Annotated in this window: 20 protein-coding genes and 1 tRNA gene; 16 read left to right on the top strand and 5 right to left on the bottom strand. The window is 65.3% G+C overall.

All coding sequences use genetic code 11. The features are described from left to right. Positions 1–13 precede the first annotated feature (13 nt). The 6 genes from CS1BSM3_RS05280 to CS1BSM3_RS05255 all read left to right on the top strand — a co-directional run bounded on the left by CS1BSM3_RS05280 (position 14) and on the right by CS1BSM3_RS05255 (position 7,876). On the top strand, positions 14–1,063 hold the full coding sequence (locus tag CS1BSM3_RS05280; protein WP_072385982.1) for an ABC transporter substrate-binding protein: 1,050 nt from the start codon (positions 14–16) through the stop codon (positions 1,061–1,063). A 32-nt stretch (positions 1,064–1,095) separates the two neighbouring features. Continuing rightward, complete coding sequence (locus CS1BSM3_RS05275; RefSeq protein ID WP_072385981.1) at positions 1,096–2,838, top strand: ABC transporter permease; 1,743 nt, start codon at positions 1,096–1,098, stop codon at positions 2,836–2,838. 4 nt (positions 2,839–2,842) lie between these two features. Beyond that, positions 2,843–3,928, top strand: coding sequence for an ABC transporter ATP-binding protein (locus CS1BSM3_RS05270; RefSeq protein WP_072385980.1), 1,086 nt, complete (start codon positions 2,843–2,845; stop codon positions 3,926–3,928). Positions 3,929–3,937: 9 nt separating this feature from the next. Further along, positions 3,938–5,398, top strand: a complete 1,461-nt coding sequence (locus CS1BSM3_RS05265; protein ID WP_072385979.1) for a sulfatase-like hydrolase/transferase — start codon at positions 3,938–3,940, stop codon at positions 5,396–5,398. A 93-nt stretch (positions 5,399–5,491) separates the two neighbouring features. Next, on the top strand, positions 5,492–6,379 hold the full coding sequence (locus CS1BSM3_RS05260) for a formylglycine-generating enzyme family protein (protein ID WP_244540428.1): 888 nt from the start codon (positions 5,492–5,494) through the stop codon (positions 6,377–6,379). 54 nt (positions 6,380–6,433) lie between these two features. Further along, positions 6,434–7,876: a sulfatase-like hydrolase/transferase gene (locus CS1BSM3_RS05255; RefSeq protein ID WP_072385977.1), complete on the top strand. Its 1,443-nt coding sequence runs from the start codon at positions 6,434–6,436 to the stop codon at positions 7,874–7,876. A 335-nt stretch (positions 7,877–8,211) separates the two neighbouring features. Here the strand turns inward: CS1BSM3_RS05255 and CS1BSM3_RS05250 are convergent. Beyond that, positions 8,212–8,287 (bottom strand) — tRNA-Thr (locus CS1BSM3_RS05250). Between the two features lie 785 nt (positions 8,288–9,072). Here CS1BSM3_RS05250 and CS1BSM3_RS05245 point away from each other — a divergent pair. The 3 genes from CS1BSM3_RS05245 to CS1BSM3_RS05235 all read left to right on the top strand — a co-directional run bounded on the left by CS1BSM3_RS05245 (position 9,073) and on the right by CS1BSM3_RS05235 (position 12,288). Then, complete coding sequence (locus CS1BSM3_RS05245; RefSeq protein WP_072385976.1) at positions 9,073–10,278, top strand: hypothetical protein; 1,206 nt, start codon at positions 9,073–9,075, stop codon at positions 10,276–10,278. Between the two features lie 82 nt (positions 10,279–10,360). Beyond that, positions 10,361–11,332, top strand: a complete 972-nt coding sequence (locus CS1BSM3_RS05240) for a magnesium transporter CorA family protein (RefSeq protein ID WP_072385975.1) — start codon at positions 10,361–10,363, stop codon at positions 11,330–11,332. Between the two features lie 167 nt (positions 11,333–11,499). Beyond that, entirely contained in the window at positions 11,500–12,288 is a 789-nt protein-coding gene (locus CS1BSM3_RS05235; protein WP_143149083.1) for a thermonuclease family protein, read from the top strand. 308 nt (positions 12,289–12,596) lie between these two features. On the opposite strand, the gene CS1BSM3_RS05230 is transcribed toward CS1BSM3_RS05235, so the two are convergent. Beyond that, positions 12,597–13,583, bottom strand: a complete 987-nt coding sequence (locus tag CS1BSM3_RS05230; RefSeq protein ID WP_072385973.1) for a metallophosphoesterase family protein — start codon at positions 13,581–13,583, stop codon at positions 12,597–12,599. A gap of 157 nt (positions 13,584–13,740) precedes the next feature. On the opposite strand from CS1BSM3_RS05230, the gene trpC reads away from it, so the two are divergent. The 4 genes from trpC (at position 13,741) to CS1BSM3_RS05210 (ending at position 18,160) form a co-directional block, all read left to right on the top strand. Beyond that, positions 13,741–14,541 carry an indole-3-glycerol phosphate synthase TrpC gene (trpC, locus tag CS1BSM3_RS05225; protein WP_072385972.1) on the top strand — a complete coding sequence of 267 codons (801 nt, stop codon included), beginning with the start codon at positions 13,741–13,743 and terminating at the stop codon, positions 14,539–14,541. Beyond that, positions 14,538–15,032 carry a cyclic pyranopterin monophosphate synthase MoaC gene (moaC, locus tag CS1BSM3_RS05220; RefSeq protein WP_072385971.1) on the top strand — a complete coding sequence of 165 codons (495 nt, stop codon included), beginning with the start codon at positions 14,538–14,540 and terminating at the stop codon, positions 15,030–15,032. The genes trpC and moaC overlap by 4 nt, the downstream gene beginning before the upstream one ends. A 4-nt stretch (positions 15,033–15,036) precedes the next feature. Next, entirely contained in the window at positions 15,037–16,248 is a 1,212-nt protein-coding gene (gene glp / locus CS1BSM3_RS05215) for a molybdopterin molybdotransferase MoeA (protein WP_072385970.1), read from the top strand. A 535-nt stretch (positions 16,249–16,783) separates the two neighbouring features. After that, positions 16,784–18,160: a high affinity choline transporter 1 gene (locus CS1BSM3_RS05210; protein WP_072386697.1), complete on the top strand. Its 1,377-nt coding sequence runs from the start codon at positions 16,784–16,786 to the stop codon at positions 18,158–18,160. A gap of 3 nt (positions 18,161–18,163) precedes the next feature. Here the strand turns inward: CS1BSM3_RS05210 and CS1BSM3_RS05205 are convergent, their stop codons facing one another. Next, complete coding sequence (locus CS1BSM3_RS05205) at positions 18,164–18,904, bottom strand: RlmE family RNA methyltransferase (protein WP_083528296.1); 741 nt, start codon at positions 18,902–18,904, stop codon at positions 18,164–18,166. Then, entirely contained in the window at positions 18,905–20,146 is a 1,242-nt protein-coding gene (locus CS1BSM3_RS05200; RefSeq protein ID WP_143149082.1) for a Ppx/GppA phosphatase family protein, read from the bottom strand. A gap of 209 nt (positions 20,147–20,355) precedes the next feature. Between CS1BSM3_RS05200 and CS1BSM3_RS05195 the strand changes: the two genes are divergently transcribed. Next, a complete protein-coding gene (locus CS1BSM3_RS05195; RefSeq protein ID WP_143149081.1) occupies positions 20,356–21,132 on the top strand; it encodes a M15 family metallopeptidase in 777 nt (258 codons plus the stop codon). 384 nt (positions 21,133–21,516) lie between these two features. Here the strand turns inward: CS1BSM3_RS05195 and CS1BSM3_RS05190 are convergent, their stop codons facing one another. After that, a complete protein-coding gene (locus tag CS1BSM3_RS05190) occupies positions 21,517–21,981 on the bottom strand; it encodes an HPr kinase/phosphorylase (RefSeq protein ID WP_072385968.1) in 465 nt (154 codons plus the stop codon). Positions 21,982–22,094: 113 nt separating this feature from the next. Between CS1BSM3_RS05190 and CS1BSM3_RS05185 the strand changes: the two genes are divergently transcribed. Together CS1BSM3_RS05185 and CS1BSM3_RS05180 are read left to right on the top strand one after the other, a co-directional pair. Continuing rightward, entirely contained in the window at positions 22,095–23,921 is a 1,827-nt protein-coding gene (locus tag CS1BSM3_RS05185) for an IlvD/Edd family dehydratase (protein WP_072385967.1), read from the top strand. 76 nt (positions 23,922–23,997) lie between these two features. Continuing rightward, positions 23,998–24,537, top strand: coding sequence for a GNAT family N-acetyltransferase (locus CS1BSM3_RS05180; protein ID WP_072385966.1), 540 nt, complete (start codon positions 23,998–24,000; stop codon positions 24,535–24,537). Positions 24,538–24,607: the final 70 nt, after the last annotated feature.

Genomic DNA, 24,607 nt, shown 5'->3' with positions numbered 1-24,607 from the left:
GGGAGGAAATGGCATGAGCATTGAGCGACGCTCGGTACTCAAAGGATTGGCCGCGGCTGGTACGGCTCCGTTCATAGCCGGCCACGCGTGGAGCCAGGCTGCAGGTCCATCCGACGCCGGTCAGATCGATGTCGAGAAGGCCAAGGCCGAGGGCAAGGTTGTTCTTTACACCAGCCTCGACACGCAGATCGTCGATGCGATCAACGCTGCGTTCACCAAGAAATACGGCATCGAGGTCCAGTACTTCCGCGGCGGCTCCTCGGACGTTACCGGGAAGGTGCTTGCGGAGGCCGATGCCGGCAGATCGCAAGCAGACATGGTCGATGCGTCTGACGTCGCCGGTCTCATGCTCATGAAAGAGCGGGGGTTGCTCAAGCCGTTCAAGTCTCCTGCGATGGATCCCATTGCCAAGGAACTGCGCGATCCCGACGGCACCTGGATTGCCGATCGGCTCACGCAGGCAGTGATCCACTACAACACCAAGGAGTTCGGTTCGGCGCCGCCTTCGACCTGGGAAGATCTGACGAAGGCAAGCGGTCGCCTCGTCTATTTCTCGAGCTCCTCCGGCGATGGCGCACCGCGTCTCTATACGCTTGCCAGCAATTTTGGCTGGGACCTGCTGAAGAAGCTCGCGGCAACCAAACCACTGCGCGTGCAAACGCCGCAGGTCATCGCGCAAGTTCTCGAGCGCGGCGAACGCGGCGCCGGCTTCTTGCAGAACGACAACATTGCCTGGCGTTCCAAGCGCCAGGGAAAGCCCACTGACTACCTGTTCCCTGCGGAAGGCGTCCCGACGGAAGTGGGTGCTTGCGGGCTGCTGAAAAGCTCGGCGCGACCGCATGCGGCAGCACTCTACTATGAATGGTGGATGGGCCCCGAGGGGCAAGCGATCCTCGTCAAAGGAGGCAAGTACTCGAGCCGGACCGATGTCGAGCCGCCCGAGGGCAGCGTGCCTCTTTCGAAGATCAAGCTCATCGCCCCCGACCACGTCGAGTACAAGAAGAACAAGTCCCAGATCCTCGATCGCCTGGCGGCGACATTCGGCGGCGAATGGGGAAATTGACGCAGATGCTGCGCGTCAGGGAATAGCCAAGAATGCAAGCTGCTGCACCTGCCGCCGTTGCCGATCGTGCAAACGGGCGCTCCATCGCGAGCAAGATAAGCTTCCAAGGCCTGGTTCTGGGCTTTGCGGTAGCATTGCTGCTCTTCCTCGTCGGCTATCCGCTGCTGTGGCTCTTCCTGGGCTCGCTCGGCGCACCCCAGTCGCTTGGTCTCGAGCATCTTCAGCGTGCGTTCGCGCGGCCGCAGAACTACGCCGCGCTCGTCAATACGCTGCAGCTCGCCCTCGGCACCGGAGTCATGAGCGTGTTGATCGGCGTGCCCCTCGCCTGGGCCACGTCGCGCACCAACATGCCGTTGCGCTACGTGATCCATGCGCTGGTGGCGCTCTCCTACATCATGCCGCCGTATCTTACGGCTCTTGCCTACATCTTCCTGCTCGGACCGGAAGCGGGGCACTTCAACCGCTTGCTGCAAGGTCTTTTCGGCTTCGAGAGCGGGCCGCTCAACATCTTCAGCATGCCGGGCGTGATCTTCGTCATCGGCATCCACGTGTTCGCTTTCACGTATTTTCTCACCTACAGCGCCTTGAAATCCGTCGATGCCTCTCTCGAGGAGTCGGCGCAGGTGCTCGGTGCGAAGCGCTGGCAGACGACACTGCGCATAAATCTGCCGCTGGTCGCGCCCGCGATCACGGGCGGCGCGCTGCTGTCGGCGATCGATTCACTCGCGCTGTTCGGTCCACAGGCCATCATCGGCACACCGGCGCAGATCGTGTTCCTGCCGACCCGCATCTACGCCACGATCGGCAGCTACCCGCCACGCTGGGCCGAAGCCTCGGCGCTATCCCTGCTGCTGGTCTTTTTGACCGTCGCCGGGCTGGCATTGCAGCGGGGTTACCTGGAACGGCGCTCCTATGTCACCGTCAGCGGGAAGGGTGTGCGCACGCAGCTCCTCAACCTCGGTCCTGCGCGATGGGCACTCCTTGCCTTCTGCCTCACCATCGTCTTTTTCAGCGCGATCGCGCCGGTTGGCATCCTCACCCTGAATGCCTTCTCCAAGAGCTGGACCGATCCGCTGTCGCTCAGCAACCTGACGCTCGAGCACTTTCATACGGCCCTGTTCCTCGATCAGGTCGCGGTGCGAGGTATCATCAACAGCTTCAAGCTGGCGACGTCCGCGGCGGCCATCGCCGTGCTGATCGGCGCTGCCGTCGCCTACCTGGACCTGCGCACGAATGTCCGCGGGCGGCGCGTGCTCGACTATCTCGCCATCCTTCCGCTTGGTCTGCCAGGAACGGTCATGGCCGTCGGCATTCTCCTCGCCTTCATACGGCTGCCCATTCCCATTTACGGCACAATCTGGATTCTGCTCGCTGCCTACGTCGCACGCTTCATTCCGCTGGCGACACGTAGCGCCAACGCGACGTTCCGCCAGATCGACCCCTCGCTCGAAGAAGCAGGCCGCATCACCGGCGCCTCATGGTTTCACGTGATCCGGCGCATTCTCGTACCGCTGTCGCGCCCCGGCCTGCTCGTTGCATTCCTGCTCGTGTTCATTCCGGCATTTGGCGAGCTCAGTGCGACGATCCTTCTCTACACCGGCGGCACGGAGACCATCGCCATCGCCATCTATCGGCTCAATGACCTCGGTCAGCTAGAGGTCGTGTCGGCGCTCGCGGTCTTTACGATCGTCGTCGTGCTCACGCTCGCTGCGCTCGTCAGCTGGCTCTCCGGCTCGAGCTGGTCGTCCAGCGAAACTCCCGCGGTACGAGGTTGATACGATGGCATTCATAGATATCGCGGGCATCGACAAGCGCTTCGGCAGCTTCAAGGCCTTGAGCGGCATCGAGCTGGCGATCGAGGAACGCGAGTTCGTGACGTTCCTCGGTCCGTCGGGCTGCGGCAAGACCACGATGCTGCGCACGCTCGCGGGCTTTCTCACGCCCGACAGTGGCACCATCCATGTCGGTGGCAAGCTGCTCTCTTCCCCGCAAGCCGTCGTTCCGCCCGAGCATCGGCGCATGGGCATGGTGTTCCAGAACTATGCCGTCTGGCCGCACATGTCGGTGTTCGAAAACGTGGCCTTCGGACTGCGCCTCTTGAAAGTCGAGGGCGCGGAGATCGGCGAGCGCGTGTCGCGCATCCTGGATGCCGTGGGTCTGCGCGGACTGGAAAAGCGCCATCCCGGTCAGCTCTCGGGCGGTCAGCAGCAGCGCGTCGCGCTCGCGCGGTCGCTCGTGGTCGAACCGTCCATTCTTCTGCTCGACGAGCCGCTGTCCAATCTCGACGCCAAGCTGCGCGAGCGCATGCGCACCGAGCTCAAGACGCTCCAGCGCCGGACCGGCATCACCTTCATCTATGTGACGCACGATCAGGCGGAGGCCATGGCGCTGTCGGATCGCATCGTCGTCTTCAACCAGGGGACCGTGCAGCAAGTGGGCGCGCCACGTGACGTCTATGAGCGGCCGGCCAACATTTTCGTCGCCGACTTCATGGGCCTCGTCAACAAGGTGCCGGGCAAGCTCGTCGAGCGCCGGGGCACCAGCGCCCGCGTCCGCATTGGCGAGCAGACGATCGAGGCCTGCACGAGCGACGGTATCGATCCAAACGGCGCGATCGTCGTCGCCATCAGGCCTGAGGCCATCCGGCTTGGCGAGGCTGCACCCGTGGCCGGCAATAACGTGCTCGCAGGCAAGCTCGTCGAAAGCACGTTCCTCGGCAACATCGTCGACCATCAGGTCGATGTCAGCGGATCGCTCATGCGCGTGCAGGGCGACCGCCAGCAGGCGTTCGAGCCAGGTGCAAACGTCAATCTCATCGTCCCGATCACCGAGTGCGTCGCCATGCAAGGCGATACGAGCCAATAGGGTCAGCCCATGAGCAAGAAGCCCAGAAACCTGCTGTTCATCATGTCGGACGAGCACAGCAAGCGCGTCCTCGGGTGCAACGGAAATTCGCTGATCCGCACGCCCAATCTCGACCGCCTGGCGGCGAGCGGCGTTCACTTTACGGATGCCTACTGCAATTCGCCCATCTGCGTGCCGTCGCGGGCGAGCTTCCAGACGGGACGGTACGTCCACGACATTCGCTTTTGGGACAACGGCAATCCGTACGACGGCAGTGTGCCGTCCTGGGCGCACCGTCTGAAGGCCGCAGGCCATCGCGTGGACTCGATCGGCAAGCTGCACTTCCGCAGTGCTGACGAGGACAACGGTTTCACCAAGGAGCACATGCCGCTGCACGTCGTGGAAGGTATCGGCGACCCGATCGGAATGCTGCGCGATCCTCCACCTCCACGGAAGGCTGCGTTGAGGTTGGCAGCGGACGCCGGCTGCGGCGACTCCACCTACCAGGGCTACGACGATCGCATCACGGCCGCCGCCGAGACTTGGCTGGGCGAGCGCGCTGCGCAGAAGGACGACAAGCCCTGGACGCTCTTCGTGTCGCTCGTGTGCCCGCACTTCCCGCTGATCGCACGCCCCGAATGGTACAATCTCTATCCCGAGGACAAGGTGCCGTGGCCTGGGCTTTATACCGAAGCCGAGCGGCCCGACCATCCGTACGTCAATGCAATGCGCGCCTGCCAGATTTACGATCAGGGTTTTGATGACCCGAGCAAGGTGCGCAAGGCGATCGCTGCCTACTACGGCCTCGTCAGCTTCGTCGACAATAACGTCGGACGCCTGATGAAAGCTCTTGAGGACAATGGGCTGTCCGGCGATACCCGCATCATCTACACGAGTGATCACGGCGATAACCTCGGTACGCGCGGCCTCTGGGGCAAGTCGAACATGTACGAGGAGTCCGCGGCCGTGCCGATGATCATGGCCGGTCCGGATGTGCCGCAGGGCGTCGTATGCCGCGAGCCTGTAACCCTCGTCGACTGCTTCCCGACCATCATCGACTGCGCAGGGCTCGCGCCGCATCCCGACGATGCCGGTCTGCCTGGTGCGCCGCTCCTCGACATCGTCAGCGGCAAGGCACCGCAGCGCACGGTGCTCAGCGAGTATCATGCCGCAGGCGCGGCCACCGGCGCCTTCATGATCCGGCACGGCAGGTTCAAGTACGTCTACTACGTCGGCATGCCGCCGCAGTTGTTCGATCTTGAAGCCGACCCGTACGAAACGCGCGATCTTGGTCAGGATGCGGGATACCGCGGCTTTGTTGCGGACTGCGAAGCAGCTTTGCGAAAGATCGTCGATCCCGAAGCGGCAGACGCGCAGGCACGCAAGGATCAAGGCGCGAAGATTGCTGCACTCGGAGGCCGGGAGGCCATTCTCGCAAAAGGAAGCTTCGGCTATTCGCCTGTGCCCGGGACAAAGCCGGTTTACAACTAGGGCCTCGACTTGGATCAACTACCGACGAGCATCGCATCCGCGACAGGAACGTGCTGCAGCGCGGGCTCGTCGCGCGGTGCGCCGAGATTGCCGGTGGGTGTGTCGGTCGCCAGCCGAGCTGCGCGCATACCCGATCGCGCGGTGCGCATCGATGGTGGCCGTCGAATACGTATTGGAGAGGACGACAGCCCGCTGCCGCAGGATGGAGAAAGCCCTTCCCGCCTCGTCGCAGTAAAGCCGTTCGCCATCGATCCGTTTGCCGTCACCAACACATGGTTTGCCGAGTTCGTAAGTGAGACCGGCTATCGCACCGATGCTGAGCGCTTCGGCTGGTCACTCGTGTTCAAGGACTTCGTCCCCGCCGCACCTGCAGGTCCCGACGCGCCGGGTGCGCCCTCATGGTGGCGGCGCATTGACGGCGCCTGCTGGCGCCATCCCGAAGGGCCGGATGCCTCGATTGCCGAACGTTCCAATCATCCCGTCGTGCACATCTCCTGGAACGACGCCGTCGCGTTTGCCGCCTGGGCAGGTGGCAGATTGCCGGCCGAGGCAGAGTGGGAGTGCGCCGCGCGCGGCACGCTTCAGGCTGCGCGCTTCCCTTGGGGAGATCAAGAACCGGATGACAAGGACTTCCAGCCCTGCAACATCTGGCAGGGCGATTTCCCCGCGCACAATGCCCGCAAGGATGGTTTTGGCGGCACGGCTCCCGTTGACAGTTTCGCACCGAACAGCGTCGGCCTCTTCAACATGGTCGGCAATGCCTGGGAGTGGTGCGCCGACGCGTTCCGCGTACGCTCCCTCTCACGCAATGCCCGCCGGCGCAACGAGGCGGCGCACGCCAACGGCGAGCGCGTGCTCAAGGGCGGCTCGTACCTCTGCCATCGATCGTATTGCTACCGCTACCGCATAGCGGCGCGAACCGGCGTGAGCCCCGACAGCTCTACCGGGCATGTTGGGTTTCGTCTCGCGTATGACATCTAGTGGGCTTCATCCATCCAAAAGCACGGCACCTCGAACATCAGTCACGGACAGGCAATGCATCCTCACAATCTCGTTGTCATCATGTCGGACGAGCATCACCCGCGCGCCATGGGCGCGGCAGGCCACCCGTTCGTGCAAACGCCAAACCTCGACCGGCTCGCCGCGCGCGGCACACTTTTCGACGCGGCCTACTGCAACTGCCCGATATGCGTTCCCTCGCGCGCCTCGTTCGCGACGGGCCGCTACGTGCATGAGCTCGGGACGTGGGATAATGCCACGGCCTATGACGGCTCGGTGCCGGGCTGGGGACATGCGCTGCAACGGACCGGGCACCGCGTAGATTCGATCGGCAAGCTGCACTATCGCAATGCCGAAGACCCGACCGGCTTCGACCATCAGTATCATCCCATGCACATCTATGGCGGCTATGGCATGGTCTGGGGCGCGCTGCGCGACGGCAAGGCCGATTTCAGTGAGCGCGCGCATGTCATGATGAACCCGATGGGCGCCGGCACGTCGAAGTACAACATTTACGACGATCGGATCGCGACCGAGGCCGAGACCTGGATCGAGCGCGCCGCCGGCGAGAAGCACGAGCGCCCGTGGGTGCTCTACATCGGCTTCGTGGCTCCCCATTTCCCGCTGATGGTCCCGCAGGACATACTCGATCTCTATCCCGTCGACCGGATGCCCTATCCGCGGCTGCATCCCAAGAACGGCTTTCCGCGTCATCCATGGCTCGAGGATAGTCACTGCCGTCATCCTGTGGACGATGGACTGGATGACGAGCGCCGGCTCCTCGCAACGGCCTGCTATTACGGTCTCTGCACATGGGTCGACCGACAGGTGGGGCGGGTCATCGGCGCACTGGAACGCAGTGGGCTCAGCGATACGACGCGCGTGATCTACACGAGCGATCACGGTGACAACATCGGTGCGCGCGGCATGTGGGGCAAGAGCACGCACTACGACGATGCCGTGGGCGTGCCGATGATCGTTGCCGGCCCTGACGTAGCCGCCGGTCGCGTGTGCCACACGCCGGTCAGTCTTATCGATCTAGCGCCGACCATCATGGACGCCGTCGGCGAGGACGCATGTGCCTGGTCCGAAATCCCCCTGCCGGGCCGCTCCCTGTTCGAGATCGGCAGCACAGCCGACGATCCGAAGCGCACCGTATTCTCCGAGTATCACGCCTTCGGCTCGCCTTCGGCGGCATTCATGCTGCGCAACGGGCACTACAAGTACAACTACTACGTCGGTTATCCCGCCGAGCTGTTCGACCTTCGCGTCGATCCAGGCGAGGCGCACGATCTTGCATCCGATCCAAAATACGCGTCCGTCGTCTCGAGCTTCGAGGCCGTTCTCAGGACGCTCGTCGATCCCGAGACGACAGACGCACGCGCCAAGGCCGATCAAGCGGCGCTAGTCGCGCGGTTCGGCGGACCCGAGAAGGCTATGAACATCGGCGCTCCCGGCGCAACGCCGGCTCCTGTCTGAAGGCGAGCCCCGAGAGACAAGGGCCGAGCAACGACTTTGGTCGTTTCAATAAACGCTGGCCGTCCGAACGTCCTGCTTGCACCGCCATTGCGCAGAAATGAGTCTGCGAAGGGGAGCGTGCCGGCTGCAATCCCGGTCCGTTCGTCCTGCGTCCGGATTGAACGTGCCTCCAGGCGTGCGCAGATGCGCATCGCTCATTTGAGTGTTCGCCGACAGGTGCGGGGTTGCACGTTACTGGCTTGAAAGAACCCGACGCAGGATGCCGGAACATCCAAACGGACTAGCTCAGCCGTTGCCAGTTACTCACTGGGAGCAAGGGTTTGAGCCGTGTGTGATGGTGCCGCAAGAGGGACTCGAACCCCCGACCCCCGCATTACGAATGCGATGCTCTACCGGCTGAGCTATTGCGGCACGCGGCTGCGCTCGGGGCGCGCCGGAATGGTGAGCAGTCCATAGCCGCGGCGAGGCTGATTGGCAATGCTCTTCAGCCCCCTTGTCCGCAGCGTGCGGCATCAGGTGCAGGCACCGCAGGCATCCGCTTCGACCCCAGACCCTGCTGCCGCCGAGTCGGTCCCCCTGCGGGTGCGGCCGAGGCAGAAATGCAACTGCCGGTGGAGAAGATTAAAGTTGTGCACGTTTAGAATGTATTCAGGGATTGATGTCAACCTTAGCGTGTGGCGGAAATCACGTAGCGGCCAATGACACCACGACCTCGCCCGGCTGGGCGCCGCTCCCCAAACCAGCCGGCCGGACGCCATCTGCGTACCCCTGTGGCGGACCGGCTCCAGGCGAGACACTTATCGCGCCCACGCGAAAGGAGGTGCAATTTTTTATGTCGTTTTGGTCCGCGGCACAGCGAAGCCAGCGGAAGGCGGTCGACCCCCCGCCAGGGCTTAGGTTCCGGATGGGCAATCCCACGCGTCCCTCCATGCTCGTCCAAGAGCCTTGAATGCCCGACCGCATGGCCCTCTTCCCGCGGACATTGGCCGCTGCCCCGATCCTGCCAGTCGGGGCGGCGGCCACGAACTTTTTCACGACGTCGTCATCGATACGGGCGTGATGTTCCGTCGGAGCCACAGTGCCATAGGCACGCAGGCCTCTCCCGTTGTGCCGCCGTCGCAAGAATGTTGTAGTACTCGGCGGGGGTGTAGGCACTGGCCGGAAGGCTGGGCCAGCGTGCGTGGTGGGAGGGGGTTATGTGGGGCGCTCATCTTTTCGTGGCCGTCGTGTACGCGGCCCTGGCGGCCAGCTTCGTCGCTTCCACTGCCACGATGATCGCCGAGTTCAAGGACCTGGACTGGCTGTCGATGGCGCTCGCCCACAGCCACCTCTTCGTCTTCTTCCCGACTTTCGGCATCGTGGTTCTGGCCGCCTTCTACTGGCCTTCGGTCATTTTCACGCACCTGTACTGGGCCAAGGATGCCGGTGTCAGGTTCGGAAAATTTCGCTTCCTCCTCTGGTTCGCGCTTCTGATCGGGGCCTCATGGTGGGTTGCGCAGCAGATTGACAGTACGGATCTGCGCGGCGTCTGGGAGGTTCAACCCTCGGCGCTCGCGCGCGACAAGGGCAGCCCGGTTCCCTGCACATCTGTTGATGGCACCAGCTCGACCTGTCAGCGCGTGCCGATCCTGACGGCGCTCGAGCAGTTGCGCGCACATGGGCGCAAGCGCGTCGGCTTTGCCGAGTTCACGCGCAACTGCAGCCCGGATCCGCTCCTCGAGCGCCCGCTGGAGTATCGCGAGAAGCGCTACTGCTTCCCCGCCGATACGCTCCTCGATGCGCGACAGTGCTGCGACGTGCAGAAGGCCTTCGCCGCCGAGGTTCGCACGCTTCAGGATGACCGGCGCCTCCGCTCACGATCAGCCGAGCTCGATCAGTACTTCCTGCCGCTCAAAGTCTTTTTCATCGCCGTCATGGTGATCATCGCCGGCCTGCTGGCCTTCTGGCGCAAGCGCATCGACGTCCTCTATCCCGACTACGTGCCGGTGATCGAACGAGGCATCATCATCGGCGGCCTCGCCATGTTGACGTGGCCGCTCATGGACTACGCCTACCTCCAGACGAGCATGGCCATGTTCGGGCGGACGCACGGCGGGCTGCACCTGCGCTGGAGCCTCGTCATCGTGCCGTGGGCGATCCTGCTGCCGTTCTTCTTCCTCCGCCGCCTCGACAAGAACCGCGAGATGATTGCCCAGGGCGCGAGCGTGATCGCGAGCGCTGTTGCCATCCTGCGTTATCCACAGATCAACGATTGGGCCGTCCGCCTGCTCGGCGCCGGGGCCGAGCCCTGGACGTTCGGCCTCTTCGTCGGGCTGTCGCTCATAGCCTTCATCTGGCTCTTCTGGCGCACAGATCGGCCGCCCAATGGCCGCGTGCCGTCTCAACCCAGCCCCCTGACCTGAGCCTCAGCGCAACCGTCGCCCGGCTGTCGCATGTGCGCTATAGGGAGCGGACGTTTGGCCATTCGAGCAGAGGCCCGTGGGAATGCTGACACTTTATGACGTCGCCGGTAACGGCCTCGCGACCTCCAAGGATGTGAATGCGATCACGGCGGCGACCATCTGGATCGACCTCCTCAACCCGACGCCGGAGGAGGACGCAGCCGTCGAGCAGGCCCTGGGCATTTCGGTCCCCACACGGGCCGAGATGCGCGAGATCGAGGCCTCGAACCGCCTCTACATCGAGAATGCCGCGGTCTACATGACCGCCTATGTCATCTACGCCATCGAGCAGGCCGTTCCAGCCGCGTCGTCGATCACCTTCATCATCGCGGACAACCGTCTGGTGACCGTGCGATATGCCGAGCCCAAGGCGTTTCCCATATTTCTCGCGCGGGCAGAGAAGGGCCACGCGCCATGCGCGAGCGGGCCGGACATCATGGTCGGGCTGATCGAGTCGCTGATCCATCGCCAAGCCGATCTCATCGAGCGCATCCAGGACGATGTCGATCGCCTCGCGCCGAGCGTCTTCGTGATCAAGGGCGGACAGCAGACGCGCGGCAGGCGCCTCGATGTGGCTTTGCGCACGATCGGCAAGGAAGGCGACATCATCGCGCGCGTGCAGGAAAGCGCCTTCTCCATCGATCGCGTGCTGGCCTTCTTCGCGAGCGCGATGCGCGAACGCGGCGGCGACTCCAAGATCAGCAAGCGCATCAAGTCGGCGCAGCGCGACATTTCCTCGCTGCTCGACAACATGCGCTTCCTGAGCACGCGTCTCGAGTTCCTGCTCGAGGCGACGCTCGGCATGATCAACATCGAGCAGAACCAGATCATCAAGCTCTTCTCGGTGGCTGCCGTCGTGTTCCTGCCGCCGACACTCATCGCCTCGATCTACGGCATGAACTTCAAGCATATGCCGGAGCTGGACTGGCCCTGGGGCTATCCGCTCGCGATTGGGCTCATGGTGCTCGCGGCCGTGCTCCCCTACGTCTATTTCCGGCGCAAGGGCTGGCTCTAGTGTGATGATCGAGAAATTCGCCACATCCCGGGGCATGGCACCGAGCGAATTTCTCGAACTGCATCACACGAGCAAGATTGTGATTCTGGTGTCCCTTATGATGCGGAAGTTCGCTCGGAACGCCGGCATCGAGGTGAGGCGAACTCCGGAATCGGGACACTAGTGTGATGCGCGCCGCGTGGCTCACAGTCGCGGCGCTGCCATTTCTCGTGACCGTTGCGTATGCGGAGGCGCCGCCGTGTGCCCTAACGCGTGGCGAAACGCACGCCGTTGCGCGCGTGCTCGATGGCGAGACCCTCGCGCTTGATGATGGCCGCCGCGTTCGCCTGATCGGCGCCCTGGCGCCGCGGGCCGGAGATGTCGGTGCGGCAGCCGGAAGCTGGCCACCGGAGAACGAGGCGCGAGCAGCGCTCGCGGCGCTCGCCGAGGGGCAATCGGTGACGCTCTGGCACGATACGGTGCAGAGCGACCGCTACGGGCATGTGCTTGCCCACGTTACCATCGGCAAAGACTGGCTGCAGGGCGCGCTCGTTTCGCGCGGCCACGCGCGCGTGTATGGGCGTCCTGGTGTCGACGCCTGCACCGAGGCATTGGTCAGGCTGGAGCGGAGCGCGCGCGAGGAAGGCCTCGGCCTCTGGGAGAACGCCGCTTATCGCGCGCGTGTGGCCTCGCGCGGCGATTGGGCGCGTGCTGTCGGTTCCTATCAGGTCGTGAGCGGCACCGTGCATCGCGTCTCGCGCGGCTCCGGCGAAATATTCGTGTCGCTCGGTGCACGTCGCGGCCGTGCCTATCCGCTTGCGGCCGTGGTTCCGCCGAACCGCGCGCACGTGACTGGCGGCGCTGCGCCGCGTACGCTCGTTGGCCGACGCGTTCTGGTGCGCGGCTGGATCGAGCAGCGCCGTGGCCCGGTGATCGTCGTGGACAGCAGAGGCCAGCTCGAGCTGTTGGGGGAGTGAGACGCGCACTTCCTCCTCTCCCCATTGTCTTCAATGGGAGAGGGCCGGGGTGAGGGGCGGCCACTTTGCGACGTCGGCGTATGCCGCCGCCCCTCACCCTAACCCTCTCCCCGTGAAGGACGGGGAGAGGGGATACTGGTGCGCTCGCGGCTGATTCCAAATCCATAAAAGACGGGGGTGCGGGGGTGTCCCCCGCGCGGGTGCAGGGCGGCAGCCCTGCTCGCGCCTGCGGCGCGATGGGGGCGCATGCCTCTGGCATGACCCCTGAACCCCTGCCGGGAGGGGCACCTTCCCGGACCCGCCCGCCTTTATTGACTATCCGGCACGATGAGCCGCCGTTCCAACTCGATGATCGGGCCGCCGGGCTCGGCGAGACCGCGCGCGATCAGCTCGATGCTCGGGCGGTTCGTGTCGAGGGCAACCCGGTAGAGATGATAGCGCGCCGGCGGCTCTTTCTTGTAGGGGCGCGCGAGCGAGGCGGAGGGCACGCCGATGATCGGAATATGGCCGGAGGGCGCCGGATGCCAGTGCTCGCTCGAAATGTGCTCGTGGCCATGCAACACGAGCTCGGCGCCGTGGCGCGCGAGAACTTCGGCCAGCGCATCGGCATCCTGGAGATCGTGGCGCGCTTTCGCGAGGCCCGGCAGCGGAGGATGGTGGATGAGCACCACGCGCATCAGCCCCTCGGCGCCGAGCCGATCGAGAATGCGGGCGAGGCGATCGAGCTGCGCCTTGCCGATGCGGCCGATGGCATAGAAGGGGCGTGTCGGCACGGCCGAGTTGAGCGCGATGATCGCGAGCTTGCCGAAGCGGCGCACGAAGGGAAAAGCCGCGTCGCCGCTCATGCCCGCGCTTTGGGCTTCGGCGATCGCATAGTCCGCCGCCGCGGTGTTCGGCGACATGTGCGGATGCCAGCGCCCCGTGCCGCGGTCGGCGCCGATATGGCTGTAGATGTCGTGGTTGCCGGGGATGACGGTCACGCGTTCGGCGTCGCCGAGCGTGCGGAGCCAGGCGAGCGCCGCCTCGTGCTCGGCGGGGAGGCCGAGGTTGGCGAGGTCGCCGGTCACGGCAATATGGTCGGGGGCCTGCTCGGCGATGTCCGCGACGATCCGGTCGAGAACGTCGCGGCTGTAGAGGTGGCGTCGGCGGCGCTGCCAGTTGAGCCAGCCGAGGAGGCGCTTGAGGTTCCAATGGCGAGCGCCAATGGGCGGCAGGGGGCTGAGGTGCACGTCCGACAGATGCGCCAATGTGAAATCGGGCGTGAAGTCCGTGCTGCGCCTGTTTGCCTCCGTCATTCTGCCCGCGCCTGCCATGGTAAGGTGAATGTGGTGGCTTATACGCGAGCTGCCGAGGTGCGGCAAAGGCGCAAACCTTAAGCAATCCCAGCGTTGTGTCCGCCCCGGCGATCGTTGGTGCTGGAAAGGCGAGGCCCGACCGGAGTATACGGGCATCATGAGCGATATTCTCAGCAAGATCACAAAGTACAAGCTCGCCGAGATCGCCGAGGCGAAGCGCGCCCGGCCGCAGGCGGCCATAGAGGAGGCGGCGCGGCGCGCGACGCCTGTGCGCTCGTTCGCCGGGGCTCTCGATCGGCGCATCCGCGAGGGCCAGTTCGCCCTGATCGCGGAGATCAAGAAGGCCTCGCCCTCCAAGGGCCTCATCCGCGCGGACTTCGATCCCCCGTCGCTCGCCAAGGCCTACGAGGCGGGTGGCGCAGCCTGTCTTTCCGTGCTGACGGACACGCCGTCGTTCCAGGGTGCGCCCGAATTTCTGACCGCGGCGCGCAAGGCGACGCGGCTGCCGGCGCTGCGCAAGGATTTCATGCTCGACACCTACCAGGTGGCCGAGGCGCGCGCCTGGGGTGCGGACTGCATTCTCATCATCATGGCGCAGATCGAGGATGCCGTGGCACGCGATCTCGCGGCGGCGGCCCAGGCCTGGGGCATGGATGCGATCGTCGAAGTGCACGACGATGCCGAGCTCGATCGCGCGCTCGAACTTCCCTGCCGTCTGATCGGCATCAACAACCGCAATCTCAAGACCTTCGAGACGACGCTTGCGACGACCGAGCGCCTCGCCCCGCGCGTGCCCAAGGATCGCATCGTCATCGGCGAGAGCGGCATTGCCAACTACGGCGATCTCGAGCGTCTCGCCAAGGTCGGCGTGCGCACGTTCCTCGTCGGCGAGAGCCTCATGCGCAAGGACGACGTTACGGCTGCGACGCGCGAGCTGCTCACGGGGCAAGCCACATGAGCCGCCTCTCGCACATCAACGAGGCGGGTGATGCCGTCATGGTCGATGTGTCGGACAAGGCCGTGACCGCGCGCACGGCAGTCGCCGAAGGTTTCGTTGCCATGGCGCCCGAGACGCTGGCGCTCGTCACGACGGGTGAGGCCAAGAAAGGTGATGTGCTCGCTGCGGCGCGCCTCGCCGGCATCATGGCGGCCAAGCGCACGCACGAGCTGATCCCGCTCTGCCATCCGCTCGCGATCACCAAGGCGAGCGTCGATTTCGAGACGAGTGCCGATCCGTGCGGCATTGCCGTGACGGCCGAGGTCAAGGTGAGCGGCCAGACGGGCGTCGAGATGGAGGCGCTGACGGCCGTCTCGGTCGCGTGCCTTACGATCTACGACATGCTCAAGGCTGCCGACCGCGGCATGGTCATCGGTCCGGTGCAACTCGTCGCGAAGACCGGCGGCCGCTCGGGCACGTGGCGCGCGGCGCCGGCCAGCACGAAGGACTGAGGTCATGGCATCGCCGTTGCTGTCCGTCGAAGAGGCACTGGCCCGCATACTCGCGGATGCTTCGCCACTCGGCACGGAACGCATCACAATCGACGCAGCGCACGATCGCATTCTCGCCGAGCCGCTGGCCGCGCGTCTCACGCAGCCGCCGTTCGATGCCTCCGCCATGGACGGCTATGCCGTGCGCGCGGCGGATGTGGCACAGCTTCCCGCCAAGCTCACGGTGATCGGCGAGTCGGCGGCAGGACATCCGTTCTTCGGCCGCGTGGGACAAGGCGAAGCCGTGCGTATCTTCACGGGCGCGCCGGTGCCGGAGGGTGCCGACGGCATCGTCATTCAGGAGCACACCACGCGTGAGGGCGCTCAGGTGCTCGTGCAGGGCGATGACGTCCAGACGGATCACATTCGCCCGCGCGGAGGAGATTTCCGCGAGGGACTGCGTCTGCTGGATGCGGGCCGTCGCCTCGGGCCACGCGAGCTTTCGCTCGCGGCTGCCATGGGGCATGGCGAAGTCGTCGTCTATCGGCGGCCGAAGGTCGCCATTCTTTCCACGGGCGACGAGCTCGTGCGGCCGGGCGAGACGCCGGGTACAGGGCAGATCGTAGCCTCGAACCACCTCGGTGTCGGCGCGATGGTGCGCGGCTTTGGGGCCGAGGTCATCCAGCTCGGCATTGCGCGCGACACTGCGGAAAGCCTCAACGCGCATGTCGCGCGCGCCAAGGACGCGGACATCCTGGTGACGATCGGCGGGGCTTCTGTCGGCGATCATGATCTCGTCGCGCCGGTGCTCTCGAAGCAGGGCATGGAGCTCGCCTTCTGGAAGATCGCCATGCGACCGGGCAAGCCGCTCATGAGCGGACGGCTCGGCAATCTGCGCGTGATCGGCCTGCCGGGAAATCCGGTGTCGGCGCTGGTTTGTGCGCGCGTGTTCCTCGTTCCGCTGGTCGAGCATCTCGCGGGGCGCGCTGAAGCATCGGAGGCGACGCGTCTTGCTGAGGCGGCCGTCGCCATCGAGGCGAACGGCCCGCGCCAGCACTACATGCGCGCCACGCTCGCGGGCGACGGCGACGGCCTGCCGCGCGTGACGCCGGTGCGCTCGCAGGACAGCTCGCTGCTGTCGCCGCTGGCCATTGCCGATTGCCTGATCGTGCGTTCGCCGAAATCTCCGGCCGTGGTGCCTGGCGAAACCGTGCGCGTCCTGCCGCTGGATTTCTGATCGCAGCTCGTGCCTGCGGCGCGAATGGGCTACCGTCCAAACCCGTATCGTGCCGAAGGCGCGTGTCTTCGACACGACGAGACCCCGAACCCCCGTCCTTTTATTTGTGTACCTCGGGCTGCTGGGAAGGGGTGCTTCGCAACCTTGCGGCGGTGCTATGCCCGCGGCGGACAGAGCGACAGCCAGCGTATGAGACGCGCCACTTTCCCTCTCTCCCCATTGCCTTCAATGGGGAGAGGGTCGGGGTGAGGGGCGGCGGCATATGCCGATGTCTCATGTGTCGCGGCCCCTCATCCTAACCTTCTCCCCGTAAAGGACGGGGAGAAGGGACCTGTCGCGTTTGCCGCGCGCTCCAAACACACAAAAGACGGGGGTTCGGGGGTGTCCCCCGAGCGGGTTACAGGGCGGCAGCCCTGTTCGTGGCAAAGCCACGATGCATCGAACACGCGATCATCCGAGTGACGTCGTCGCCTCTTGCATCCTTCGCGCGATTTGAACGATGCTTGCGCCGGGCGCGGATGAGGCGGGGGATCGCATGAACGCGACGGTTGCGGGCATCATCGGCTATGTCGGCCTGCAGATTCTGGTTGGCGCCTGGGTCTCGCGGCGCATCGCGACCGAGACCGACTACATGCTGGCCGGACGCTCATTCGGCGTCGCTCTGGCGAGCGTCTCGATCTTCGCCACGTGGTTCGGCGCCGAGGTTGTGATCGGCGCTGCGAGCCGCGTCTACACGCAGGGCATTTCGGGCGCACAAGCCGAGCCCTTTGCCTATGCCGCGGGCATCATGGTCATGGGGCTCGTGTTTGCGGCGCGCCTCTGGCGGCGCGGCATCCAGACTTTGGCCGACTTCTTCCGCTTTCGATTTTCCGGACGCATCGAGCGCCTTGCGGCAGCACTGCTCATTCCGGGCTCAGTGCTGTGGGCAGCAGCACAGATCCGCGGCTTCGGGCAGATTGTCGGCTCGGCTGCAGACATCGAGCTCGAGACGGCGTTGACGCTCGCCGTCATCGCGGTCGTTTGCTACACGGTGCTCGGCGGCCTGCTCGCGGACGCCTACAACGACGCCATTCAGAGCACGGTGATCGTGGCTGGTCTCTCCGGGCTGTGTTGGGTTGCCGTCGCCGAAGCCGGTGGGATTGCGACGAGCCTCGCGCGTATCGAGCCATCGCGCTGGGTGCTCTTCCCGCCGGAGCAGTCGCTGCTCGCGATCATGGAAAAATGGGCCATCCCGATCTGCGGCTCGGTAGTTGCTGTCGAGCTGATCTCGCGCGTGCTCGCCTGCCGCTCGCCGGAGGTCGCACGCACGGGTGCCACACTCGGTGGGGCTTGCTATCTGCTGATCGCGCTCGTTCCGGTGACGCTCGGGCTCGTCGGGCCACATATCGTGCCCGACATCGCGAACTCGGAGCAGATCGTGCCGGAGATCGCGGAGCGACACCTGCCGCCGGTGCTGTACGTGCTGTTCGTCGGCGCGCTCATCTCGGCCATTCTGACGACAGTGGATTCCGCGCTGCTTGCCGCGGGCACGCTGCTCTCTCACAACCTGCTGCTCCGGCTTCATCCGACAGCGACCGAGCGGACCAAGGTCACCGTCGCGCGCACGTCGGTGGCGACGCTCGGCGTGATCGCCTATCTGCTGGCACTGCGCGCGACGCACATTTCCGATCTCGTGGAGCTGGCATCGGCGTTCGCGAGCGCCGGCATTTTCGTGGCGCTCGTGTTCGGCCTGTTCACGCGCCTCGGCGGTGAGCTCAGCGCCTTCGCTTCCATGGCAAGCGGAGCGCTGGTGTGGCTGATCGGCTCGCATGTCTTCGAGCTCCAAGCGCCGTACGTGGCGGGCCTTGCCTCGGCTTTCCTCGCCTATGTCGTGGTCGCGCAATTCGAGCCGCGCTCGCAGGCGGCCGCGTGAGGGTTAGCTTCGGCCGCGAAAGCCCGTCGCGAGGACGTAGAGCTCGGAGGAGTCGGCGCGGCTCGCCTTGGGTTTGACGTGACGCACGATGGCGAAGTCACGCTTGAGCATATCGAGCAGCGCGCGCTCCGTGCCGCCTTGGAACACCTTGGCAATGAACGCGCCGCCAGGCGCCAGAACTTCCGTCGCGAATTGGGCAGCGGCCTCGGCGAGCGCCATGATGCGCAGATGGTCCGTGCTGGCGTGACCCGTGGTCGGCGCGGCCATGTCAGAGAGCACCACATCCGCGCCGCCGTCCCGCAGCAGGGCCTTGAGCTTGTCGGGGGCGTCGTCGGCGAGGAAGTCGAGTTCCAGAATGGTGGCGCCGGGAATGGGATCGACGGGCAGATAGTCGATGCCGATCACCTGGCCGCGCCCTTCGACGGCCTTCACGCGTTGTGCGGCGACCTGCGTCCATCCGCCGGGCGCCGCGCCGAGGTCGACGATGCGCTGGCCGGGTTTGAGGATGTGATATTTGTCGTCGATCTCGATGAGCTTGAAAGCGGCACGCGAGCGCCAACCCTCCCGCTTGGCGGCGGCGACATAAGGATCGTTGAGCTGGCGTTCGAGCCAGCGCTGAGAGGAGGCCGAGCGCCCGCGCGCCGTCTTGAGGCGCACCGTGAGCTGGCGCGCGTCACCGAAGTTCTTCGTCGAAGAGCCGCCGCTGCCGGTGCCCTTGCCTTTGCGCTTGCCATCGCTCGTCATCTATTGCCAACCATCGCGGCGTGAAGCGCGGAAGACGCCGTCCTCGGCCATGAGCGTCGCGAGAATGCCCTCGCGCAGGCCGCGGTCGGCGACGCGCAGCATCTCACACGGCCACATGCGCATGAGGGCTTCGAGGATCGCGCAGCCGGCGAGCACGAGATCGGCGCGGTCGCGGCCGATGCAGGGCTCGCTGACGCGCCCGTCATAGCCGCGCGCCAGCAGATCGGCCGTGACCGTGCGCACCTGGCCCGACTTGAGCCAGCAGCCATCGACGCGATTGCGATCGTAGCGGGGGAGGCGCAGATGGATCCCGGCGACGGTCGTCACGGTGCCGGATGTGCCGAGCAGGTGCACGCGCCGATTGTGCATGCGGGAGCGGAAGCCGTGCTCACGCTCGAAGGGCGCCAGCAGGTCGGAGACGAAGTCGACCATGGCCTCGAAGGAATCTTCATCCACGTGGCGGCCGCCGAAGCGCTCCGCAATGGTGACGACGCCGACGGGCAGCGAGGTCCAGGCGGCAATGCAGTGCTGGGCCTCGATGCGATCGGCGATCGAACGGCGCCAGCCGTCGCGGCGCCGGTTCAGGTCGAGCCAGATGAGCTCCGATGAGCCGCCGCCGATGTCGAAGACGAGCACGAGATCGCAGTGACGATCGATCAGTGCGGCACAGCCGGAGACGGCAAGGCGCGCTTCGGTCTCCCGGCAGACGACCTCGATCTCGAGGCCGACATCGCGGCGCACGCGCTCCAGGAATTCATCGCCGTTCTCGGCGACGCGACAGGCCTGGGTGGCAATGAGGCGCGAGCGCGCGACATTTGCCTTGCGTAACTTCGCCTCGCAGATCTTCAACGCGTCGATCGTGCGGTGCATGGCGGCGTCGGAGAGCCGTCCCGTCGCGGAGACGCCTTCGCCGAGGCGGATGATGCGCGAGAAGGCATCGACGACGAGGAAGCCGCGCCGCGACGGCCGCGCGACAAGCAGGCGACAGTTGTTCGTGCCGAGGTCGAGTGCGCCGTACGTCGGGCCGTTGTGACGCTCGCCGTTGCGTTCACCTGTGCGCTCGCCCGTACGCTCGATCGTGCGGGGCGGAGGAACTGGCTCGACGGTGAGGGGGACGTCCGGGACTTCATTGCGGAAAGCGATCGGCTGAATGGCGGCGGCGCAGTCCGGCAGCCCCGGCGAAATCGCGGGTGCCAACTGCCCGGCGGGAGCCACGGCTCCCTGTTCGTCATCCGCCTCCATAGGTGCGATACTCCAGCGCCTGGGACGCGTGATGCCGCTCGGCAACACCCCGGTACGGGTCAACAGGCTTCGGTCTGGATCGTACTTGCGGCAAAGTTTAGCAGCTAAATCGGTGGCGTAAAGCGATCGTGATCGTCAGATGAGGCGAAAGCAATCGTTCACCGAAAGTCGAATCGGAGCGAGCTGGTCCCATGATATGCAGGAAAAGCATGGCTTTATTGCCGCTTATCCTCGGGCTTCTGTTCTGGGCACCGGAGGCACTTAGGGCCGAAACGCCCAATATTACGGCAATCACGGATCGGCTGATCGCGGCCTATCCCACATTCCTGGCGCGGCGGGAGGGCAACGCCTTGGTGTGGCGTGACGGCAAGCGCATGGCTATCGACGACGGCCTCGGCCCGAAGACCCCGGCAGCGCGCCTGGATGCCCCTGATCTCAAGGACATGCTGGCTCAGCCCTATCCTCTCGGCGCCGCGCCGCAGCCCGCGCGAGACGCCGATCCCGGCCGGGCGCGCAATGGTGAATTCTTCACCACCATGTACGGCGACTGCCGCCGCGATGAGGTGCGCAAGAACCTCGCGCCGGTGGTGTGGCTGCCGAAGAAGTGGGGAAAAACCCTGCAGGTGACCCGTGTCAACGGCGTTGCCGAGCGGCTGGCGGCTGTCTCGGCCGAGCTCGATGGCCTGCCGGCGCGCTTCGACGTCTATCTCTATCCGCCTGCAGGCACCTACAACTGCCGGGCGATCGCCGGTACGGAGCGCGTCAGCCCGCACGGCCTTGGCATCGCGATCGATATCTCGACCAAGGAATCGGACTACTGGCGCTGGGGGAAGCCCGGCGCTGACGGGAGCTATGCGTTTCGCAATCGCATCCCACAGGAGATCGTCGCCATTTTCGAGAAGCACGGCTTCATCTGGGGCGGCAAGTGGTACCACTACGATACCATGCACTTCGAGTACCGGCCCGAGCTGCTGCCGGCGCGGTGATCGCAGCTCGCGCCTGCGGCGCGACGGGGCTTTCGCCCCTGGCCCCAACCGGGGAGACCCCGGACCCCCTCCTTTTTATGACCTGGAGTTCGCCGTGAGCGCGCCCCGAATCCCCTCTCCCCGCTCTTGTCGCGCTGGAAGCGCGCCTCTGGCGCGACGAGAGGGTTAGGGTGAGGGGTGGGAACTTGCGCTGACGTCGGCGTATGCCGCCGCCCCTCATTCCGTAGCTCGGAAACGCCGTCGCACTGGTCGCCGCGGGCATAGCACGACGCTGGAAGGCGACAGCGCCTCTTCCCAGCAGCCCGCGGCACTAAATAAAGGCGGGGTGTCCCTCCCAGTGGAGCGCGAGGCTTAGCCTCGCTCGCGCCGGAGGCGCGAAATCCGTCAGGCGCTCGGCAAGCCGCGCGCGAGAGCGAGCAGAACCTTCAGATGCGCCGAGGTCTCGAATGCCGAGACCCGCAGAAGCGGCACTTCCGCACCGAGCAGCGGCCACGTCGATCCGGCCTCGGGTAGGCGCTCGATGGCGGCCGGAGCCACAAGCTCCACGGCCAGCCCGATCTCGGCTGCCGGTACGCTCGGCATGTCGATAATGCCGAGCCCGCGGACCTCGATGCGCCCCGCGATCGTGTCCGGTGCGCAGGCGACGAGCCCGCCGCCGCTGCGATCGACGATGACCTGATCGTCCGCCAGGAGTGTCGCGAGGCAATGGCGCCCATCGATCCACGCGCCCTGCAGAATGCAGCGGAGTGCGAGATCGGACTTCCCCGAGCCGGGCGGCCCGATGAGCAGGGCCACGCGCCCGTCGAGGGCGATGGCCGTGGCGTGAATCTGGCTCCGATTTTGGCTCATGCGTTCGCTCGGGTGGCCTGAGCTGATATGCGCCGCACGATCCGAGTATGTCCGATGGGCCAGCCTTCCGCTATGGTCCATCCTGGAAACGTTCTCGGAACCGGGGCTCAATCATGAAAAACGGCAAGAAATCTCCGAACGGCGCGCGCCGCGTGAAACCCTCGGAGCTGCGCTCCAAGGCGTGGTTCGACAATCCAGACAATGCCGACATGACGGCGCTCTACCTCGAGCGCACGATGAACTTCGGCCTGACGCTGGACGAGCTGCAGTCGGGTAAGCCGATCATCGGCATCGCGCAGTCGGGCTCTGACCTCTCGCCCTGCAACCGGCATCATCTCGTCCTCGCCGAGCGCGTGCGCGAGGGCATCCGCGAGGCCGGCGGTATCGCCTTCGAATTTCCGCTGCACCCCATCCAGGAGACCTGCAAGCGCCCGACCGCGAGCCTCGACCGCAACCTCGCCTATCTCTCGCTCGTGGAAGTGCTCTACGGCTATCCGCTCGATGGCGTCGTGCTGACCACGGGCTGCGACAAGACCACGCCCTCGCAGATCATGGCGGCGGCGACCGTCGACCTGCCGGCAATCGTGCTCTCGGGCGGGCCCATGCTCAATGGCTGGTTCAAGGGCGAGCGCACGGGCTCGGGCACGATCGTGTGGAAGGCGCGCGAGATGATGGCGCGCGGCGAGATCGAGTACAAAGAATTCCTCGAGCTCGTTGCCTCGTCGGCGCCGTCCGCGGGCCACTGCAATACCATGGGCACGGCCTCGACCATGAACAGCCTCGCCGAGGCGCTGGGCATGAGCCTGCCCGGCTGCGCTGCGATCCCCGGGCCTTATCGCGAGCGCCAGCAGATGGCGTATCTGACGGGCAAGCGCATTGTCGAGATGGTGTGGGAGGATCTGAAGCCCTCCGACATTCTCACGCGCCATGCCTTCGAGAACGCGATCGTCGTCAATTCGGCGATTGGCGGCTCGACGAATGCGCCGATCCATCTGAATGCGATCGCGCGCCACATCGGCGTCGAGCTCGACAATGACGACTGGGAGAAGATCGGCTACGAGGTGCCGCTGATCGTGAACCTGCAGCCGGCGGGCGAGTATCTCGGCGAGGAGTATCATCGCGCGGGCGGCGTGCCGGCCGTGGTCGCGGAGCTGATCGCCAAGGGCAAGATCAACAAGAAGGCCGTGACGGTGAACGGCCGGACGCTCTACGAGAACTGCGAGGGCAAGTTCGCGTCGGATCGCGATGTCATCAAGACGTACGATCAGCCGATGAAGCGCAGCGCCGGGTTCCTGAACTTCAAGGGCAACCTGTTCGACAGCGCGATCATGAAGGCGTCGGTGATCTCCGAGGAGTTCCGCCAGCGCTACCTGTCGAACCCGAAGGATCCCGAAGCCTTCGAGGGGCGCGCGATCGTGTTCGACGGGCCGGAGGACTATCACAAGCGCATTGACGACCCGAAGCTCGAGATCGATGCGTCGTGTCTGCTGTTCATGCGCGGCACCGGGCCGGTCGGCTATCCCGGCGCGGCCGAGGTCGTGAACATGCGCGCGCCAGACTATCTGCTGAAGAAGGGCATCACCTCACTGCCGTGCATCGGCGATGGGCGCCAGTCCGGCACCTCGGGAAGTCCCTCGATCCTCAATGCTTCGCCGGAAGCGGCGACAGGCGGCGGGCTCGCGCTGCTCAAGACCGGCGACATCGTGCGCATCGACCTCAGGAAGCGCACGGCCGACATCAAGATCAGTGCGGCCGAGCTGGAAAAGCGTCGCGAGGCTCTGAAGAAGGCCGGCGGCTACAAGTATCCCGACCATCAGACGCCGTGGCAGGAGATACAGCGCGGTATTGTCGACGAGCTGTCGAACGGCATGGTGCTGAAGCCTGCTGTGAAGTACCAGCGCATTGCCAAGACAAAGGGCCTTCCGCGCGACAATCACTGAGCCTGCCGCGCGAGGCCTTGTGTTCAGGGTCCCGGCTTTGGCCGGGACCTTTATGTTTCCGGGTTGCGAGCCAGTAATGTCGTCCGTGCCGATGCGTTCGATAAAGACCGACCGGCTCGTCCTGCGCCCATCTCGTGGTACGGATGCAGATCGCGCATTCGAAATTCAGAGCGATTGGGACGTGACGCGCATGCTGAGCATGGCGTCCTTCCCGCCTGATCAACAGGAAATGGAGCAGTGGTTCGCCGATCACGAGCGGGAGTGGCGCGATGGCGAGGCCTATCGCTTTGCCATAGAGAGCGATGGAAACCTCGTCGGACTGGTCGATCTCGATGGCCTCACCGAGAGCGAGGCGGCGCTCGGCTACTGGATCGAGCGCGCGAGCTGGGGGCGCGGATATGCTTACGAGGCCGCGCAAGCCGTGACCCGCTTTGGCTTCGCAGAACTCGGCCTCTCGCGCATCAAAGCGGGTCATGCCTATGACAATGCGGCTTCCGGCCGGGTACTTCGAAAGCTCGGGTTCGTTCCGCTCGATATTGTTGAACGCTTTTCTCGCCCGCGCGGAGCGAGCATCCAGCAGCATCGATACGTGCTGACGAAGCCCGGCAGTAGCTGAGCGGCGGATAGTCGGCCCGCTTGGCTGCAATGCCTCGTGGGCCGTTGCACGATAGCCCGCTCGGTTGCAA

This window comes from Hyphomicrobium sp. CS1BSMeth3 (genome assembly GCF_900117415.1).
Lineage (GTDB): Bacteria > Pseudomonadota > Alphaproteobacteria > Rhizobiales > Hyphomicrobiaceae.
The sequence above is the reverse complement of the archived record's forward strand: the minus strand, read 5'-3'. Positions and strand labels throughout refer to the sequence as shown.

What these genes read in the sequence shown, in the direction of transcription:
- CS1BSM3_RS05280 (WP_072385982.1), top strand. Translation starts at nt 14, where the DNA reads ATGAGCATTGAGCGACGCTCGGTACTCAAAGGATTGGCCGCGGCTGGT.
- CS1BSM3_RS05275 (WP_072385981.1), top strand. Translation starts at nt 1,096, where the DNA reads ATGCAAGCTGCTGCACCTGCCGCCGTTGCCGATCGTGCAAACGGGCGC.
- CS1BSM3_RS05270 (WP_072385980.1), top strand. Translation starts at nt 2,843, where the DNA reads ATGGCATTCATAGATATCGCGGGCATCGACAAGCGCTTCGGCAGCTTC.
- CS1BSM3_RS05265 (WP_072385979.1), top strand. Translation starts at nt 3,938, where the DNA reads ATGAGCAAGAAGCCCAGAAACCTGCTGTTCATCATGTCGGACGAGCAC.
- CS1BSM3_RS05255 (WP_072385977.1), top strand. Translation starts at nt 6,434, where the DNA reads ATGCATCCTCACAATCTCGTTGTCATCATGTCGGACGAGCATCACCCG.
- CS1BSM3_RS05245 (WP_072385976.1), top strand. Translation starts at nt 9,073, where the DNA reads ATGTGGGGCGCTCATCTTTTCGTGGCCGTCGTGTACGCGGCCCTGGCG.
- CS1BSM3_RS05240 (WP_072385975.1), top strand. Translation starts at nt 10,361, where the DNA reads ATGCTGACACTTTATGACGTCGCCGGTAACGGCCTCGCGACCTCCAAG.
- CS1BSM3_RS05235 (WP_143149083.1), top strand. Translation starts at nt 11,500, where the DNA reads ATGCGCGCCGCGTGGCTCACAGTCGCGGCGCTGCCATTTCTCGTGACC.
- CS1BSM3_RS05230 (WP_072385973.1), bottom strand. Translation starts at nt 13,583, where the DNA reads ATGACGGAGGCAAACAGGCGCAGCACGGACTTCACGCCCGATTTCACA.
- trpC (WP_072385972.1), top strand. Translation starts at nt 13,741, where the DNA reads ATGAGCGATATTCTCAGCAAGATCACAAAGTACAAGCTCGCCGAGATC.
- moaC (WP_072385971.1), top strand. Translation starts at nt 14,538, where the DNA reads ATGAGCCGCCTCTCGCACATCAACGAGGCGGGTGATGCCGTCATGGTC.
- glp (WP_072385970.1), top strand. Translation starts at nt 15,037, where the DNA reads ATGGCATCGCCGTTGCTGTCCGTCGAAGAGGCACTGGCCCGCATACTC.
- CS1BSM3_RS05210 (WP_072386697.1), top strand. Translation starts at nt 16,784, where the DNA reads ATGAACGCGACGGTTGCGGGCATCATCGGCTATGTCGGCCTGCAGATT.
- CS1BSM3_RS05205 (WP_083528296.1), bottom strand. Translation starts at nt 18,904, where the DNA reads ATGACGAGCGATGGCAAGCGCAAAGGCAAGGGCACCGGCAGCGGCGGC.
- CS1BSM3_RS05200 (WP_143149082.1), bottom strand. Translation starts at nt 20,146, where the DNA reads ATGGAGGCGGATGACGAACAGGGAGCCGTGGCTCCCGCCGGGCAGTTG.
- CS1BSM3_RS05195 (WP_143149081.1), top strand. Translation starts at nt 20,356, where the DNA reads ATGGCTTTATTGCCGCTTATCCTCGGGCTTCTGTTCTGGGCACCGGAG.
- CS1BSM3_RS05190 (WP_072385968.1), bottom strand. Translation starts at nt 21,981, where the DNA reads ATGAGCCAAAATCGGAGCCAGATTCACGCCACGGCCATCGCCCTCGAC.
- CS1BSM3_RS05185 (WP_072385967.1), top strand. Translation starts at nt 22,095, where the DNA reads ATGAAAAACGGCAAGAAATCTCCGAACGGCGCGCGCCGCGTGAAACCC.
- CS1BSM3_RS05180 (WP_072385966.1), top strand. Translation starts at nt 23,998, where the DNA reads ATGTCGTCCGTGCCGATGCGTTCGATAAAGACCGACCGGCTCGTCCTG.